At 40.5% G+C, this 13,764-nt stretch carries 15 protein-coding genes; 13 read left to right on the top strand and 2 right to left on the bottom strand.

From position 1 onward, the window contains the following. The first annotated feature begins 237 nt into the window (after window positions 1-237). The 9 genes from BIV60_RS06975 (at window position 238) to BIV60_RS06935 (ending at window position 8,376) form a co-directional block, all read left to right on the top strand. Window positions 238-669, top strand: coding sequence for a BMC domain-containing protein (locus BIV60_RS06975; RefSeq protein ID WP_256218321.1), 432 nt, complete (start codon window positions 238-240; stop codon window positions 667-669). 86 nt (window positions 670-755) lie between these two features. Then, complete coding sequence (locus BIV60_RS06970) at window positions 756-2,231, top strand: aldehyde dehydrogenase family protein (protein ID WP_071355010.1); 1,476 nt, start codon at window positions 756-758, stop codon at window positions 2,229-2,231. Window positions 2,232-2,244: 13 nt separating this feature from the next. Continuing rightward, complete coding sequence (locus BIV60_RS06965; protein WP_071355009.1) at window positions 2,245-2,526, top strand: BMC domain-containing protein; 282 nt, start codon at window positions 2,245-2,247, stop codon at window positions 2,524-2,526. 3 nt (window positions 2,527-2,529) lie between these two features. Beyond that, complete coding sequence (gene pduL, locus BIV60_RS06960) at window positions 2,530-3,300, top strand: phosphate propanoyltransferase (protein ID WP_071355008.1); 771 nt, start codon at window positions 2,530-2,532, stop codon at window positions 3,298-3,300. A 68-nt stretch (window positions 3,301-3,368) separates the two neighbouring features. Then, the gene (locus BIV60_RS06955; RefSeq protein ID WP_371261510.1) at window positions 3,369-4,136 is read left to right on the top strand and encodes a hypothetical protein; all 768 of its coding nucleotides are present in this window, start codon (window positions 3,369-3,371) and stop codon (window positions 4,134-4,136) included. Window positions 4,137-4,142: 6 nt separating this feature from the next. Next, entirely contained in the window at window positions 4,143-4,346 is a 204-nt protein-coding gene (locus BIV60_RS06950) for a EutN/CcmL family microcompartment protein (protein ID WP_083402139.1), read from the top strand. A 205-nt stretch (window positions 4,347-4,551) separates the two neighbouring features. After that, on the top strand, window positions 4,552-5,907 hold the full coding sequence (pbfA, locus tag BIV60_RS06945) for a (R)-1-hydroxy-2-aminoethylphosphonate ammonia-lyase (protein ID WP_071355011.1): 1,356 nt from the start codon (window positions 4,552-4,554) through the stop codon (window positions 5,905-5,907). Between the two features lie 189 nt (window positions 5,908-6,096). Further along, window positions 6,097-7,722: an ATP-binding protein gene (locus tag BIV60_RS06940; protein WP_071355007.1), complete on the top strand. Its 1,626-nt coding sequence runs from the start codon at window positions 6,097-6,099 to the stop codon at window positions 7,720-7,722. 171 nt (window positions 7,723-7,893) lie between these two features. Next, entirely contained in the window at window positions 7,894-8,376 is a 483-nt protein-coding gene (locus BIV60_RS06935) for a PaaI family thioesterase (protein ID WP_071355006.1), read from the top strand. Window positions 8,377-8,488: 112 nt separating this feature from the next. On the opposite strand, the gene BIV60_RS06930 is transcribed toward BIV60_RS06935, so the two are convergent. After that, a complete protein-coding gene (locus tag BIV60_RS06930) occupies window positions 8,489-9,379 on the bottom strand; it encodes a TetR/AcrR family transcriptional regulator (RefSeq protein WP_071355005.1) in 891 nt (296 codons plus the stop codon). Window positions 9,380-9,569: 190 nt separating this feature from the next. On the opposite strand from BIV60_RS06930, the gene BIV60_RS06925 reads away from it, so the two are divergent. From BIV60_RS06925 to BIV60_RS06915, 3 genes are all read left to right on the top strand, one after another. Next, entirely contained in the window at window positions 9,570-11,096 is a 1,527-nt protein-coding gene (locus tag BIV60_RS06925; RefSeq protein WP_071355004.1) for a DHA2 family efflux MFS transporter permease subunit, read from the top strand. A gap of 119 nt (window positions 11,097-11,215) precedes the next feature. After that, window positions 11,216-11,671: a branched-chain amino acid aminotransferase gene (locus BIV60_RS06920; RefSeq protein ID WP_071355003.1), complete on the top strand. Its 456-nt coding sequence runs from the start codon at window positions 11,216-11,218 to the stop codon at window positions 11,669-11,671. Between the two features lie 36 nt (window positions 11,672-11,707). Beyond that, window positions 11,708-12,475 (top strand): cobalamin-binding protein, encoded by a 768-nt coding sequence (locus tag BIV60_RS06915; RefSeq protein WP_071355002.1) that lies wholly within the window; start codon window positions 11,708-11,710, stop codon window positions 12,473-12,475. Between the two features lie 43 nt (window positions 12,476-12,518). Here the strand turns inward: BIV60_RS06915 and BIV60_RS06910 are convergent, their stop codons facing one another. Beyond that, the gene (locus BIV60_RS06910; protein WP_071355001.1) at window positions 12,519-12,818 is read right to left on the bottom strand and encodes a hypothetical protein; all 300 of its coding nucleotides are present in this window, start codon (window positions 12,816-12,818) and stop codon (window positions 12,519-12,521) included. Window positions 12,819-13,090: 272 nt separating this feature from the next. On the opposite strand from BIV60_RS06910, the gene BIV60_RS06905 reads away from it, so the two are divergent. Continuing rightward, the gene (locus tag BIV60_RS06905; protein WP_071355000.1) at window positions 13,091-13,603 is read left to right on the top strand and encodes a YbaK/EbsC family protein; all 513 of its coding nucleotides are present in this window, start codon (window positions 13,091-13,093) and stop codon (window positions 13,601-13,603) included. The last annotated feature ends 161 nt before the right edge of the window (window positions 13,604-13,764 follow it).

Genomic DNA, 13,764 nt, shown 5'->3' with positions numbered 1-13,764 from the left:
TTTATTAAAGGTTTTTTCCCATAGATTGTTGTTTTTCGTATAAGTTCATCAACCCGATAACTAAATGCATCGTGGCATCTTTTCGTAAGAACATTTGCGAAAATTGCCTAGAAACTTAAGTATTTGACCCTTATTAAGGTCCTAAAGCAACAAAGTTACGAAAAAAGCCTTTTTAAATGATAATTAAAAGGCTTTAGGTGTAACGGTTATTTTTTTAAATAACTAAGAGGTAAAGAGGTGAATAGATTGCAAAAACATGCCTATGCACTGGGAATGATCGAAACGATTGGTTTCCCGGCACTGATTGCAGCGGCGGATGCAGCTTCCAAAGCAGCGGATGTAAGGGTAGTGACCTATCAGGGAGCGGACTCAGGAATCGTTACGATTTACATTATTGAAGATGTCGCGAGTGTAAAATCATCGGTTGAAGTGGGGGCGGAAGCCGCCAAAAGGGTGGGGCAGTTAAGGCATTCTCATGTCATTGCCAGACCAGATAACCATATTATTCAAATGCTGTTTCCCAATCTATTAAAGCAGACAGACGAAGGATCAGAACAGCCGAAAAAAAAAGAAACCAAAACGAAAAACCAAGATAACCCAAAAGATTGGATGAAAAGTAGTCTTCAAGAGTTAAGAGAACTTGCTAATTCGTATGAAGGTTTTCCTTAATCGCCCCAAGAAATTTCATTGGCTAAAAAAGAGGATTTAGTCAAACAGATTAGCAGGTTCCTGGCTGAGAAAGGTGGCGATAATTGATGTACTTGGATAATGATTTGGAATCGATTCAAGAGGCGCTGCGAAATCTTGAGCAAGCGAAAGAGGCACAAAAAAAACTGGAGGCTCTGACACAGGACCAAGTCGATCAAATTGTTCAGAGTATGGCAGAAGCTGCAACGAAGGAAGCTGAAAGGCTGGCAGGGCTGGCCGTTAACGAAACAGGGTGTGGAAAGAAGGAAGACAAGGTGACGAAAAATTTATTCGCCGCCATGGATGTTTACGAATCGATTAAGGATAAAAAAACAGTAGGAATCATTTCCTGTGATGATGAAAACCAAGTTTGGGAGGTTGCCGAACCAGTTGGAGTGATTGCAGGGATTGTCCCAACCACGAATCCAACTTCCACAGTAATCTATAAAGCACTGATTGCAATAAAATCAAGAAATGCGATTGTTTTTAGCCCTCATCCATCCGCTGCAAATTGTACGAATGAGGCTGTTAATGTTTTAAAGAAAGCTGCCATACAGGCGGGGGCTCCAGAGGGATCTATTTCGTGTATCTCTAAACCGACTTTTGCTTCGGCGCAGGCATTAATGAATCATCAGTTTGCCGATTTAATTTTAGCAACGGGCGGGCCAGGAATGGTTAAGGCTGCCTATAGTTCAGGAAAGCCTGCTTATGGAGTTGGGCCGGGAAATGTGCCTGTGTACATCCATTCGAGCGCAGACATCCAAAAAGCGGCAAGGCAAATTGTACAGAGTAAGACCTTTGATTATGGAACCATTTGCGCTTCCGAGCAGGCACTGGTGGTCGATCAATCAATCAAGCGAAAGGTAAAAGCTGCCCTGGAACAAGAAGGTGCGTATTTCCTTGATGAGTATGAAAAGAAAAAAATCGAAGAAAGTATCTTGAATAATGGCAGTCTAAATCCGGCAATTGTCGGAAAATCTCCGCAGGTGTTAGCACAATTGGCCGGAATTCTTGTCACAGAAGATACAAGATTACTAGTTGCTGAAGAAACGAACGTTGGCAAAGCCTACCCATTTTCACTGGAAAAGCTTTCTCCGATTCTTGCTTTCTACACAGCTGATAGCTGTATTGATGCAAGTAATATATGTAATGAATTATTGGAAATTGGCGGTTTAGGGCATACCGCAGGGATCCATTGCGAAGACAAACAAATCATTGAAAGCTTTAGTCTTGGCCAAAAGGTATCCAGGGTTGTCGTCAATTCCGGAACTGCATTTGGCGGAATTGGAGCGACAACAGGGATTCTACCATCGATGACACTCGGCTGTGGCACCTACGGAAACAATATTCCTTCCGATAATATCGGTCCAGAACATTTATTAAATAAGAAACGGATTGCCTTTGGGATCCGGGAAATGAAAAATCAAACTCAAGCGGTATCAGCAGGTTCTCAACAAGTGGTTTCAAACAATGAAACACTTATTTCCAAAGCAGAAGTCATGGAAATCGTAAAAAGTATCTTAAAAGAATTAAATTTTAAATGAGGAGGAATAAATGATGAGTGGAGAAGCATTAGGAATGATTGAAACAAAGGGATTGGTAGGGGCAGTGGAGGCAGCGGATGCAATGGCAAAGGCAGCAAATGTCAGATTGATAGGGAAAGTTCATGCAGGCGGCGGGCTCGTTACGGTTATGGTACGTGGGGATGTCGGGGCGGTTAAGGCTTCCGTTGATGCCGGGGCTGCCGCAGCCGAAAGCGTTGGAGAACTAATCTCGGTACACGTAATTCCACGCCCGCATTCAGATATTGAGTTGATTCTTCCAAAACTTGAAGGATAGGCCATGACGGTTATTACGGAATCCAAACTAAGAGCCATGCTGAAAAATGGGATTCCTAATCCTTTCACCCTGGGAGTGGGAGAAAAGCTCACTCCTTCTGCAAGGGATTTTCTTCGCGAAAGAAGAATTGAAGTGAAATTGCCGCATGGAAGGAAAAATCTCTACAACTCCGACCAAAAACCTGAAGGCAAGCTGATTCCTGTCGGTGTCTCCAATCGCCATGTCCATTTATCACCTCAAGATGTTGAGACCCTATTTGGAAGCGGTTATTTATTAACACCTCTTCGTGATTTATTACAGCCGGGTCAATTTGCTGCTAACGAGCAGGTTAGCTTGCTTGGTCCAAAAGGGATTTTTCAAAATGTAAGGATTCTCGGGCCGGCCAGAGGTGAAACCCAGGTGGAAATTTCCATAACGGATGGATTTCAATTGGGAGTCCATCCCCCTGTCCGTTTATCCGGTTTCATTGAAGATACTCCTGGCCTGACCTTGGTAGGGCCAAAGGGATGCGTTGTACTCGAAAAAGGGGATATTGTCGCCAAACGGCATGTTCATCTTTCCCATAATGATGCAAAGGAACTCAATGTGAAGCATGGTGACAGGCTTTTGCTTGAAACCGTCGGGGGGAGGCAGATTATTTTTTCAGATGTGATTGTACGGGTACATCATTCTTATTACAAAGATTTCCATGTGGATCTCGATGAAGGGAATGCGGCGGGATTAAAAACGGGCGATCTCGTAAAAATTATCGGAAAAAATGAGCAGTTTTATTGACAAGGGAGGTGAGGAGCATCGATATTCGTGCAATGATTGAGTCGGTAGTCAGGGAAGTTGTGCAATCGATGAGAGTTGAAAAGGAAAACGAGCAGGTCGGAAAAGTGTTATTTGTTTTTTGCGGCAGTTCAGAACATGAGTCCTTTGCCGATCAGTTTATCAAATTAAAAAACAGTAAAATCGGGTATGACTTATTGTTTTTAGACGGAGAAACCTCGTCATGGCTGGGGATGCAGCGAATTGAGTCAAGTGGTTCGGAAAGAATTATTGCGGCTGATGAATACTCGCCTGCGGCGATTGAACTGCCGAAGGAATATGACGGCATCATCATTCCGGAAATTGATTTGGATAATGCGGCTAGAGTTGTAACCGGATTAAAGGGTACGATTAAAGCGGAATTGATATTCTCGGCAATCATGCTGGAAAAATTCCTTATCATTGGAGACGATAATTCCGGAATTAAGAGGGCTGACCGTCGCTGTTTAAAAGCACTTTCACTACCAGTACCTTATCGAAAGCGATTTGAAACATATGTGGAGGGAATGAAGGAACTCGGAATCGAGTTTATTGCACAAAAGAATGCAGCAGACGCCGTGATTGAAAAATTCAGTAAGAAGCTGGTGAAATCTACTGATGTATTGTTAGAAGAAATAAATCATCCTGGAAATGATTGTCTAACCTTCAAGAAAAAACTTCTCACCCCCGAATGGATTAATTCCCAGCCGGAATTCCCAGATCATACCCTAACCCTTCCGAAAGGAGTCATTATTTCTCCTTTAGCAAAGGACTTAATAAAGGAGAAAAAATTGATCCTTAAGTTTATTGGTAAAGGATGAGGTAGAATGCGGCTAGCAAGAGTTGAAGGCAGCATATGGGCGATTCAAAAAGAAAAAGGGATGGAAAACATCAAACTTCTGATTGTTCAGCTAATTAATGTCAGAAAACAGCCCGAGTGGAAAGCGATTATTGCGATGGATCGAATCGGCGCCGGCTTTGGCGAGTTGGTCATCATTCCCCAGGGTTCACCTGCACAAAGATTGACGTGAGAAAAGAATACACCCATTGATGCGGTAATCGTGGGCATTTTGGATTCTCTAGAGGTGTCAGCAAATAAATAAAGAAGCAATTGAAGGACACTTTTGATTTGAAATCTGGAAAAGTGTCCTTCAATTGGATTTGGAGGAAAAAGCTAGTCACGAAAACCTGAAGTGTCCAAAGCTATGTGTTTTTAAAAAGGCGGTGTTTATTGATATGGGTGAAAAACAAAAGCTAGATTCTGATCTGATGAGAACGGAGGGGGATATTAATTTATCAGAGAATCGTAAAGTATGGCAGGAAAGCCATCTGAGTCCACAAGCATTTCAACTTTTGGAAGAGGATTCCGAATATTATTTGCACCAATCTCTTTCCACCCCATGCTTAAACGTAATCGAAAAAAGCTATGGAATCTATCTGGAAGATATTGATGGAAGAAAATATATGGATTTCCACGGGAACAGTGTGCACCAGGTAGGCTATGGAAATGAATATGTCATAAAGGCCGTAAAGGAGCAATTGGATGTACTGCCATTTTCACCGCGACGTTACACGAATAGAACAGCAATACAACTGGTCAAAAAACTGGTGGAGCTCGCTCCTGGAAATTTAAATAAAGTTCTTCTGGCTCCAGGTGGGACTTCTGCTGTCAGTATGGCATTGAAGCTTGCCCGTAAGGCAACCGGCAAGTTTAAAATCATATCGATGTGGGACTCCTTTCACGGAGCTTCCCTTGATGCCATCTCTGTGGGGGGAGAAGCGATTTTTCGCAACGGAATGGGACCGCTTTTGCCGGGAACCCTCCATGTGCTGCCATATAATTCTTATAGGAGTTTTTTCGGTGATGGCCATGCCAGTCATGAAAAGGGGCTGGATTATCTCGAGTATGTCTTGGAACGTGAAATGGATGTCGGAGCAATCATCCTTGAACCAATCAGATGCACCGATGTCCAAGTTCCGCCGAAAGAATATCATCAGCGCCTGCGCAGAATTTGTGATTCCCACGGGATATTATTGATTTATGATGAGATTCCGACAGCGCTGGGCCGGACGGGAAAAATGTTCGCCTTTGAAAATTATGAAGTGGTTCCGGATATTGTACTGCTTGGGAAGGGGCTCGGCGGCGGCGTATTTCCGCTGGCAGCGATAGTGGCCCGTGAGGACTTGGATGTGGCCGGGGACATTGCCTTGAGACACTTTACACATGAAAAAAGCTCAATTGGCTGTGCGGCTGCATTGGCCACTTTGCAATATATCGAGGATTACGGTTTGCTTGAACGGGCCAACTCCTTGGGTGAATATATGAAATCACGATTGCTGGAGATGCAAAGACATCACGAATTGATTGGGGATGTGCGTGGAATAGGATTGCTTTATGGTGTTGAACTGGTGCTTGACCGCAAGACAAAAGTGAAAGCCATTTCTGAAGCCGAGCGGATCATGTATAAATGCATGGAAAAGGGCTTAAGTTTTAAAGTTTCACAAGGAAATGTTTTAACTCTAGCTCCGCCAATAACTATTACAGACCAGGAATTAGAAGAGGCAATGAATATACTTAAGGCGTGTTTCTAATGTGCACGGCACTCTCCTAATATTGAAGGAAAAAGTTGCTCCCTTCCCATTTTGGTGGGGCAGCGACTTTTTGATTGAAAATATGCGCTGCCAGAGTGGCTGAGAATCTCCATGAAAATTTTGTATGGAAATGGCAATAGCTCTCGTTTATGATTAAATAAGAATACATAAAGTTTGGGTGAATGCCAGTTGTTTCTATTAGACTACATTGTAAATCTCTCTATTTTTTCACTCTTGGTCAGTACACCATTAGTTATCCGTTCATTCAGTACGCAAAAGTCACTTAATCAACTTAGACTTTGGGTTGGGGTTTATGCTGGGATCGTTTCAATTCTTCTTGTTTGGTTATCGATTCAGCAGGAAGGGTATTCATATGATATTCGTTATGCCCCTGTTATTTTGGTTTTTGCCTATCTTGGGCCATTAGCCGGCACTATTACCGGCAGTTTTGCTCTGATAGCCAGACTTTTTTCCAGCGGTCATTGGACCCCTGCCATTATAGGCTGGCTGCTGATTATGACTAGTTTTACCATTATTCATTTTTTGACAAGAAGGTCCATGCCTGTGAAAAAATGTCTTTATCTATATATTACACTAGTTGTTATCTATTTCATTACTGTACCATTCATTTTTCATGTTTTTCCTAACAAACCTTTTTTTCACCTTCAATACCTGATCTTCGTGATGTTAGGGGTCATTCTAGGGGCATTGTTGATTGAATCGTATGAGCGGCTTCATCGAATTATTTTGGAAAGAAAGAAAATGGAGAAGTCATTAGCAGAAAGTGAGTCAAATTATCGTTTGATCGCGGAAAATACATCCGATCTGATTATGGTAATGGAACGAGATCATTCTGTTAGTTATTTTTCCACATCGCATGAACTTGTTTTAGGTTATAAAGGTATGAAACTGGAAAAGTTTGAATTATGTAAGTTCATTCATCCAAAAGATGTCGGGACGTTTAAGGATACGATTGAATGGATGTTTGAAAATAAAGAGTCTGTTTCGATGGAATTCCGTTTCCATCATAAGAATGGTTATTGGATTGAGTTTGAATCAAGATGTATGCCGGTTGAAGGTGAAAAAGATACAGTTGAACATATTGTAATCATAAGCAGAGATATCTCGGAACGAAAGCAAGCAGAAGAGATTCTCCTCCAATCTGAAAAGCTGTCGATTGTTGGCGAATTAGCCGCCGGAGTGGCCCATGAAATTAGGAATCCGTTGACAACAATTAAAGGTTTTATCCAGCTTTATAAAAAGGATAGGGGTCCGATAGAATATAATGAGCTTCTCCTTAGCGAATTAGAACGAATTGAAACGATAACTAGTGAGCTTCTCTCATTGGGAAAACCCCAAGCAGTCCAGCTTAAGAAAACAGATTTGCGTGATTTGCTGGAAAATACCCTTGAGCTTTTGGCACCGCAAGCGTTAATGAACAATATTCAATTGAAATTAATGTTTGAAGATCCGGAATTTTTTATCATTTGTGAGAGAAATCAATTAAAACAGGTGTTTTTGAATTTATTAAAAAATTCAATCGAGGCGATGCCAGATGGAGGGGAAATTCACGTGCATTTAAAAAATGGTTCCAACGGCACGGTGATTATTTCTGTTCGGGACGAGGGCTGCGGGATTCCTGAAGAACTTCTCCCCCGCCTTGGAGAGCCTTTTTACACGTTAAAGGAAAAAGGAACCGGTCTTGGTTTAATGATCTGCCATAAGCTGATAAAGCAGCATCATGGCAGCATTCATTATCAAAGTAAGGTTGGAGAAGGAACTAGGGTCGAAATCACCTTGCTGCTCGTCAGTTAAATTAGGACATTAATGAAACTGTTCAGAAGGCCAATTTTTAAATGGTCTTCTTTTTTAGTGATTTTATGAAATTTGTTATACCTTATTATTTCTAAAGGCCTGGAATCGAATAACCTAGGTCTTTTCTTGTCCAAAATATGGTATGATTTTCTGGAAAAGGAGGAGAGACAGGTGGAAAAAAAGGTTATCAATGCGATTCAAGATGCGTATCCAGATGATTTTGCCTGGTGTTATGGCTGCGGGCGCCTAAATGAGGAGGGTCACCATTTTCATACCGGCTGGCATGGAGATCAAACAGTAACGATTGTTACACCAGAAGCAGCACATTTGGCCTTGCCAGGTTTTGTTTATGGGGGAATGGTCGCCTCTTTGATTGATTGCCATGGAACCGGTTCTGCCGCATTGGCTTTACATCGGAAAAATGGTCATGAACCTGGGGATGGAACAGAGCCCCCCCGATTTGTAACCGCTTCCTTGAAGGTGGATTTTCTTAAACCGACGCCGCATGGTGTCCCGTTAAAAGCAGTCGGTAAGGTTACCGAAATTCACCCGAAAAAGTGGAAAGTGGACGCAGAAGTTTTTGCAAATGATGAACTTTGTGTCCGGGGTGAAGTCGTCGCAGTAGTGATGCCAAGTACATTTATTAGTAAATAGTTGTAAGAAAAAAGCAGTGGATTCATTTGAATGAAAATCCACTGCTTTCTTCTTAGTCTGAGTATCCACGCTAGACGGACAAAACGTCCGAAATGTACACGCGCAGTGCCTGTCACCCAAAATGAGCAATTAACCTTTCCAATTGGTGAAGTTCTTTTTCAGCATATGAAGAAAGTTCCTCTTTTAGGGTTGAGAGAGTGCTTGCAATTAAATGCTTGCGCGGCGATCTGGTTTGCAGGAGTTCGTCTTGAATAAACTCCAATAATTCCAGATCTTTTTCTTTTTCGCTTTCATCTTGGCTGTTTTTGGTAATTAATTTCTTTAATACAGTGCTTAATTTAAGAAGCTGTCCTTTCAGCTCTTGTCCATCCTTTTGACATTCCGGAACCCATTTCGCTAAAAGTTCCGGCAAGATTAAGTAATCGCCTGATTCTGTTACCTCCTTCACGATGCCGACCATTCTCTCAACACTGTAACGGACAACCCGGCTGATATTTGTGTTCTTACCGTTTGCATGAAAATCAAAGTGAATGTTTTGCTGAAGTATTCCCATAAACATAATAGCACAATCCATTAAGTATGCTTTTTTATCTTCACCAAATAAATCAATAAAGCGGTTATAAAGCCAGCGAAGCATGAAAAATTGCCCTCTTTTAAGGAATTCCTTCATTTCCTCGTCATTTGAGAATAATACTTCTTCAAAAAGGGTGAACAGTTTATTCTTCTTATTTGATCGCATTTGAATTTCCATTTGCTTAATAAAAATTTCAATATCAGATGGATCTTGGCCAATCAGTAACTCGTTACGTTCTCTGTCCATGTTTTTAAAAATGTTTTTAAAAATCGCAATCAATAATTCATTTTTTGAAGAAAAATAATTATAGAAGGTACCCTTTGAAATTCCGCTGAATTCCAAAATATCTTGAATGGATGTTGCCTGGAACCCTTTCTCAATAAATAATTGATGTGCTTTTTCAATCACTTGCTGCTTTCGATCATTCATCTATAATCACCTTATATTCATTTTATACCCCTTGTATAATCTTATGGTACCTTATTTTCATTATTAAAACAAACCTTTTAAAAACCAATAAATTTCTAGTTGCAAAAATTGAACTAACGGTATATTATATTATCTATGTGAAACGATGGTTCAAAAAAATGAACCAATAGTTTAAATAGGGGGTATTTTAATGGAGCAATCTGTTCAACAGACACAACGCCCACCATACGGGATTTTAGTGATCCTGATGATTGGGGCTTTTATTTCCATGTTAAACGAAACACTGTTAAATGTCGCATTACCGTCAATAATGAAAGATCTAGATGCTTCTGCATCAACAGTTCAATGGCTTTCAACCGGATATATGCTCGTTAATGGAGTGATGATTCCGGCTACTGCCTTTTTGATTCAAAAGTATACAGTAAGGCGTTTATTTTTAACAGCTATGTGTTTATTTTTTATAGGTACTGTGCTCGCAGGTTTTGCAACATCCTTTCCGATTTTATTGGTCGCAAGGATGATCCAAGCGTCCGGTTCAGCGATTATGATGCCTTTATTAATGAATGTCATGTTAACTAGCTTTCCACCTGAAAAAAGGGGAGCTGCGATGGGGCTTTTCGGTTTAGTTTTCATTTTCGCTCCAGCTGTTGGTCCTACTTTATCAGGTTGGTTACTTGAACATTTTGACTGGAGAATGCTATTCCATGTTGTTACACCGATTGCAGCCATTGTAATTTTAATCGCTATCTTTTTACTGAAAGACAAAAAGAAAGCAGTGGAAATTCGTCTCGATTTACTTTCGTTTTTCTTATCAAGTATCGGTTTTGGCGGTTTATTGTATGGCTTTAGTTCCGCAGGGGATAAGGGCTGGGACAATCCGCAGGTGTATGTAACAATCATCGTTGGGGCAATTGCTATAGTCCTATTTATATGGAGACAATTAAAACTTGAAGTTCCAATGCTGAACTTTAGAATTTACAAATTTCCAATGTTCTCCTTATCATCGGCAATTTCCATTGTCATTACAATGGCCATGTTTTCAGCCATGCTGCTATTGCCGATCTATGTGCAATCTCTTCGTGGAATTTCACCGATTAAGTCGGGGCTTTTAATGTTACCGGGTTCATTGTTAATGGGTATCATGTCGCCGATTACCGGTAAATTATTTGATAAATACGGCGGCCGTGTATTAGCAGTTGTTGGTTTATCGATTACGATTATTACAAGCTATTTTTTAAGTACGTTAACGCTTCATACCTCGTACACTGAGCTAATTTTGATCTACTCTGCAAGGATGTTCGGGATTTCAATGGTCATGATGCCGGTCATGACGAATGGTTTAAACCAATTGCCAGCACACCTTTATCCGCATGGAACTGCTATGAATAGTACTTTGCAGCAAGTATCCGGCGCAATTGGCTCAGCATTATTGGTGACCATCATGTCCAATCGTACAAAAGTGCATGCAAATGATTTAGCGGCTTCAGCGATGAAACATGTGACAGGTAACCCAACTCCAGAGGTAGTAGCGGAAATGAAACAGCAAATTGCCATGAAAGCGATGCTCGAAGGAATTAATGATTCCTTCCTAGTATCCGTAGGAATTGCCTCTATTGCCTTAATTCTCGCTTTCTTTATTAAAAGAGTTAAACCTGCTGGTAATCCGCATGGTGAAATAACAGATAAAAAGGTCGCAACCAAATTAGTTGAAAATTAAAGGCAAGTAGGGAGCAGCGAAACGAAATCGCTGCTCTCTTGCCTTTTTTGTAAAGGTTGCTTTATCACGCCGATTATTGGGATAATATAGTAGTTAAATGAAATGAGGAGGATTTTTTGATGTCCAATCAGATATTATTTGAGGATGCCTATATTGAACGTTGTAATAAAGAAACAGAAGAATTGATCGCAAAAGAACCAGATTCTTTTTTAAATCAACCGCTTGAACATTTAAAAAAACATAAGAATGAATTTTTATACTTGGAGTCTAAACATTTTGAAGGCATCCATGTCGATGCCGTGTCTTTAGAGGTGGATGATGTCTTTGGTACATATGATGTTATGTTGGGCCTAAAGCTGCAGAAGAAATTTGGCAGTGCTTTAAAAGAGGAGCTAAATCAAACCTTATCAGGAAATGAAGCTAGATTCGATTTATTGTTTAGTAATGAAGATGGTCTTTGGGATTTAAATTTTGCCTTGAATTATGTAGAAGGATTTAAAGAGGAATTCTCCATTAGGGAAGCCTTTGTGCTTATTTATCAATTTTTAGCTAAGTTGGTGGAAAGGGTTAAGTGATTTGCGGTATAAATAAAAAATCAGAGAGGTGAAACCATGCGAGTTATTTCCTTGTGCCCGAGTAACACTGAAATGATGGAATTTTTAGGATTGGCACATCTTTTGGTGGGGGTGGATGATTTTTCGGATTGGCCGGCAACAATTACAAATCTGCCGCGGTTAGGTCCGGATTTATCGATTAACATCGATCTTGTCGAAGAATTGCAACCGGATATGGTTTTAGCTTCTTTAAGTGTTCCCGGGATGGAAAAAAATGTAGATGCCTTAGAAAAAAGAGGGATCCCTCATATTGTGTTGAATCCACAATCCTTATCCGACATTGAAGAAGATTTAATTAAAACTGCTGAATTCCTTAATGAAAAAGAGAGGGGCATCGAAATCGCCCGGCAGTTTCGTACCAGAGTCGAAAAGGTGAGAGAAAGGGGAAGGATGGCTAAAAAACCCCCGGCACTTTACTGGGAATGGTGGCCTAAACCGATTTTTACCCCAGGGAAAATCAATTGGCTGACAGAGATTTCCGAAATTGCCGGAGCAAGAAATATTTTTGCCGATGTGGAGCTTGCCAGTGTCCAAACTGATTGGGAAGATGTCTTAAGACGAAAGCCGGATTTTATTTGCCTTGCCTGGGTGGGTGTCCGAAAGGAAAAGGTCCAAAAAAGTGTCGTCACCAAACGCCAAGATTATGAAAAACTAGGTTATGAGAATGATAGACAAATTCTAATTTTGGAAGAAGAACTATATTGTCGCCCGTCACCTCGTTTACTGGATGGCCTTGAAAAGCTCTATCATTTGGTTCATCTATAAAAAACAAGTCTTTGCGTCTGAAACGCAAAGACTTGTTTTTTCCTTAGCTAAGCCCCTCATCGTTAACGGAATAGGGGGAACCTGATGAGGTATGTTGATTGACCCAGCCAAGGGATGTTTCGGAAACGGCTGACCAATTGGGGATTTCATTTTTATGCTGCTCAACCCAGCTCATGCAGAATTGTGGATCAATATTATACTCCATGCATTGCGATAAAAATGATTGGATTGTCGTTTCGTTGCAGTTTTCCCATGCTCCACAGGTATTAAGCCAAACATTTTCCATTTTCGTTTGTAAAGACAGCTCATTTATAAAATCACTGAATTGATTTTCGTAATTCATTGTAGACCTCCTTGTCATAAATTTCGTATTTTTTGAAGATACTTCATAAGTATGTCCAAGGAAAATTGAAAAAATAACGCGCCATATATATTTATATTCATGTGAGAAAAGTTTGGCGATCGAAATTGAAAGGTAAAGGTTTACTCATTACGGTAGAAGGTTAAATCATTAAGGGACATTTGCGAGGTCCATACCATGTGTCTATTTTTATGTTTATTTTAAAAATTATGTTATTATTCAACATAAAAGTGATAGGGAAAGGATGAATAAAATTGTCATTAGAAAGTGTTAAATCCCATTTTAAACAATGGAATCGTGAGCAGGATATTATGGAATTTGAAACATCGAGTGCAACTGTGGATTTGGCAGCAGAAGCAATTGGAGTTATTCCTGCCAGGATTGCCAAGACGCTGTCCTTTAGAGGCGAAGACGAAAAAGCGATTTTAATCGTTGCTGCAGGAGATGCAAAGATTGATAACAAAAAATTCCGCCAGACTTTTGGCATTAAAGCACGGATGTTAAATCCTGAAGAAGTACTGGAGCAAACTGGACATGCGATTGGGGGGGTATGCCCATTCGGACTTGTCAATGATTTGGATGTTTACCTGGATGTTTCAATGAAACGGTTTGAAACACTATTCCCGGCCTGTGGAAGTTCAAATTCGGCCATCGAGCTGAGCTTAGAAGAATTATCCCAATATTCCTTTGCAAAAGATTGGGTGGATGTCTGCAAAGGATGGCAAGAAGAAGGAATTGAGCAAAAGGAAGCCTTACAAAATAAATAAGCAGTCGTTTTCTAACGGCTGCTATTTTAATGCGCATTTTTCCAATCATTAGGGGGACCGATTCTTATGTATTATAATAGGAGTATAATTTGTTTTTAGTTAAGGCTCTTTTCGTAAACTTTCTTGCTTTTGGACCTTAATAAGGGTCAAATACTTAAGTT

Origin of the sequence: Bacillus sp. MUM 116 (assembly GCF_001866655.1) — a bacterium.
GTDB lineage: Bacteria > Bacillota > Bacilli > Bacillales > Cytobacillaceae > Neobacillus.
The sequence above is the reverse complement of the archived record's forward strand: the minus strand, read 5'-3'. Positions and strand labels throughout refer to the sequence as shown.

What these genes read in the sequence shown, in the direction of transcription:
- BIV60_RS06970 (WP_071355010.1), top strand. Translation starts at nt 756, where the DNA reads ATGTACTTGGATAATGATTTGGAATCGATTCAAGAGGCGCTGCGAAAT.
- BIV60_RS06965 (WP_071355009.1), top strand. Translation starts at nt 2,245, where the DNA reads ATGAGTGGAGAAGCATTAGGAATGATTGAAACAAAGGGATTGGTAGGG.
- pduL (WP_071355008.1), top strand. Translation starts at nt 2,530, where the DNA reads ATGACGGTTATTACGGAATCCAAACTAAGAGCCATGCTGAAAAATGGG.
- BIV60_RS06955 (WP_371261510.1), top strand. Translation starts at nt 3,369, where the DNA reads ATGAGAGTTGAAAAGGAAAACGAGCAGGTCGGAAAAGTGTTATTTGTT.
- BIV60_RS06950 (WP_083402139.1), top strand. Translation starts at nt 4,143, where the DNA reads ATGCGGCTAGCAAGAGTTGAAGGCAGCATATGGGCGATTCAAAAAGAA.
- pbfA (WP_071355011.1), top strand. Translation starts at nt 4,552, where the DNA reads ATGGGTGAAAAACAAAAGCTAGATTCTGATCTGATGAGAACGGAGGGG.
- BIV60_RS06930 (WP_071355005.1), bottom strand. Translation starts at nt 9,379, where the DNA reads ATGAATGATCGAAAGCAGCAAGTGATTGAAAAAGCACATCAATTATTT.
- BIV60_RS06925 (WP_071355004.1), top strand. Translation starts at nt 9,570, where the DNA reads ATGGAGCAATCTGTTCAACAGACACAACGCCCACCATACGGGATTTTA.
- BIV60_RS06920 (WP_071355003.1), top strand. Translation starts at nt 11,216, where the DNA reads ATGTCCAATCAGATATTATTTGAGGATGCCTATATTGAACGTTGTAAT.
- BIV60_RS06915 (WP_071355002.1), top strand. Translation starts at nt 11,708, where the DNA reads ATGCGAGTTATTTCCTTGTGCCCGAGTAACACTGAAATGATGGAATTT.
- BIV60_RS06910 (WP_071355001.1), bottom strand. Translation starts at nt 12,818, where the DNA reads ATGAATTACGAAAATCAATTCAGTGATTTTATAAATGAGCTGTCTTTA.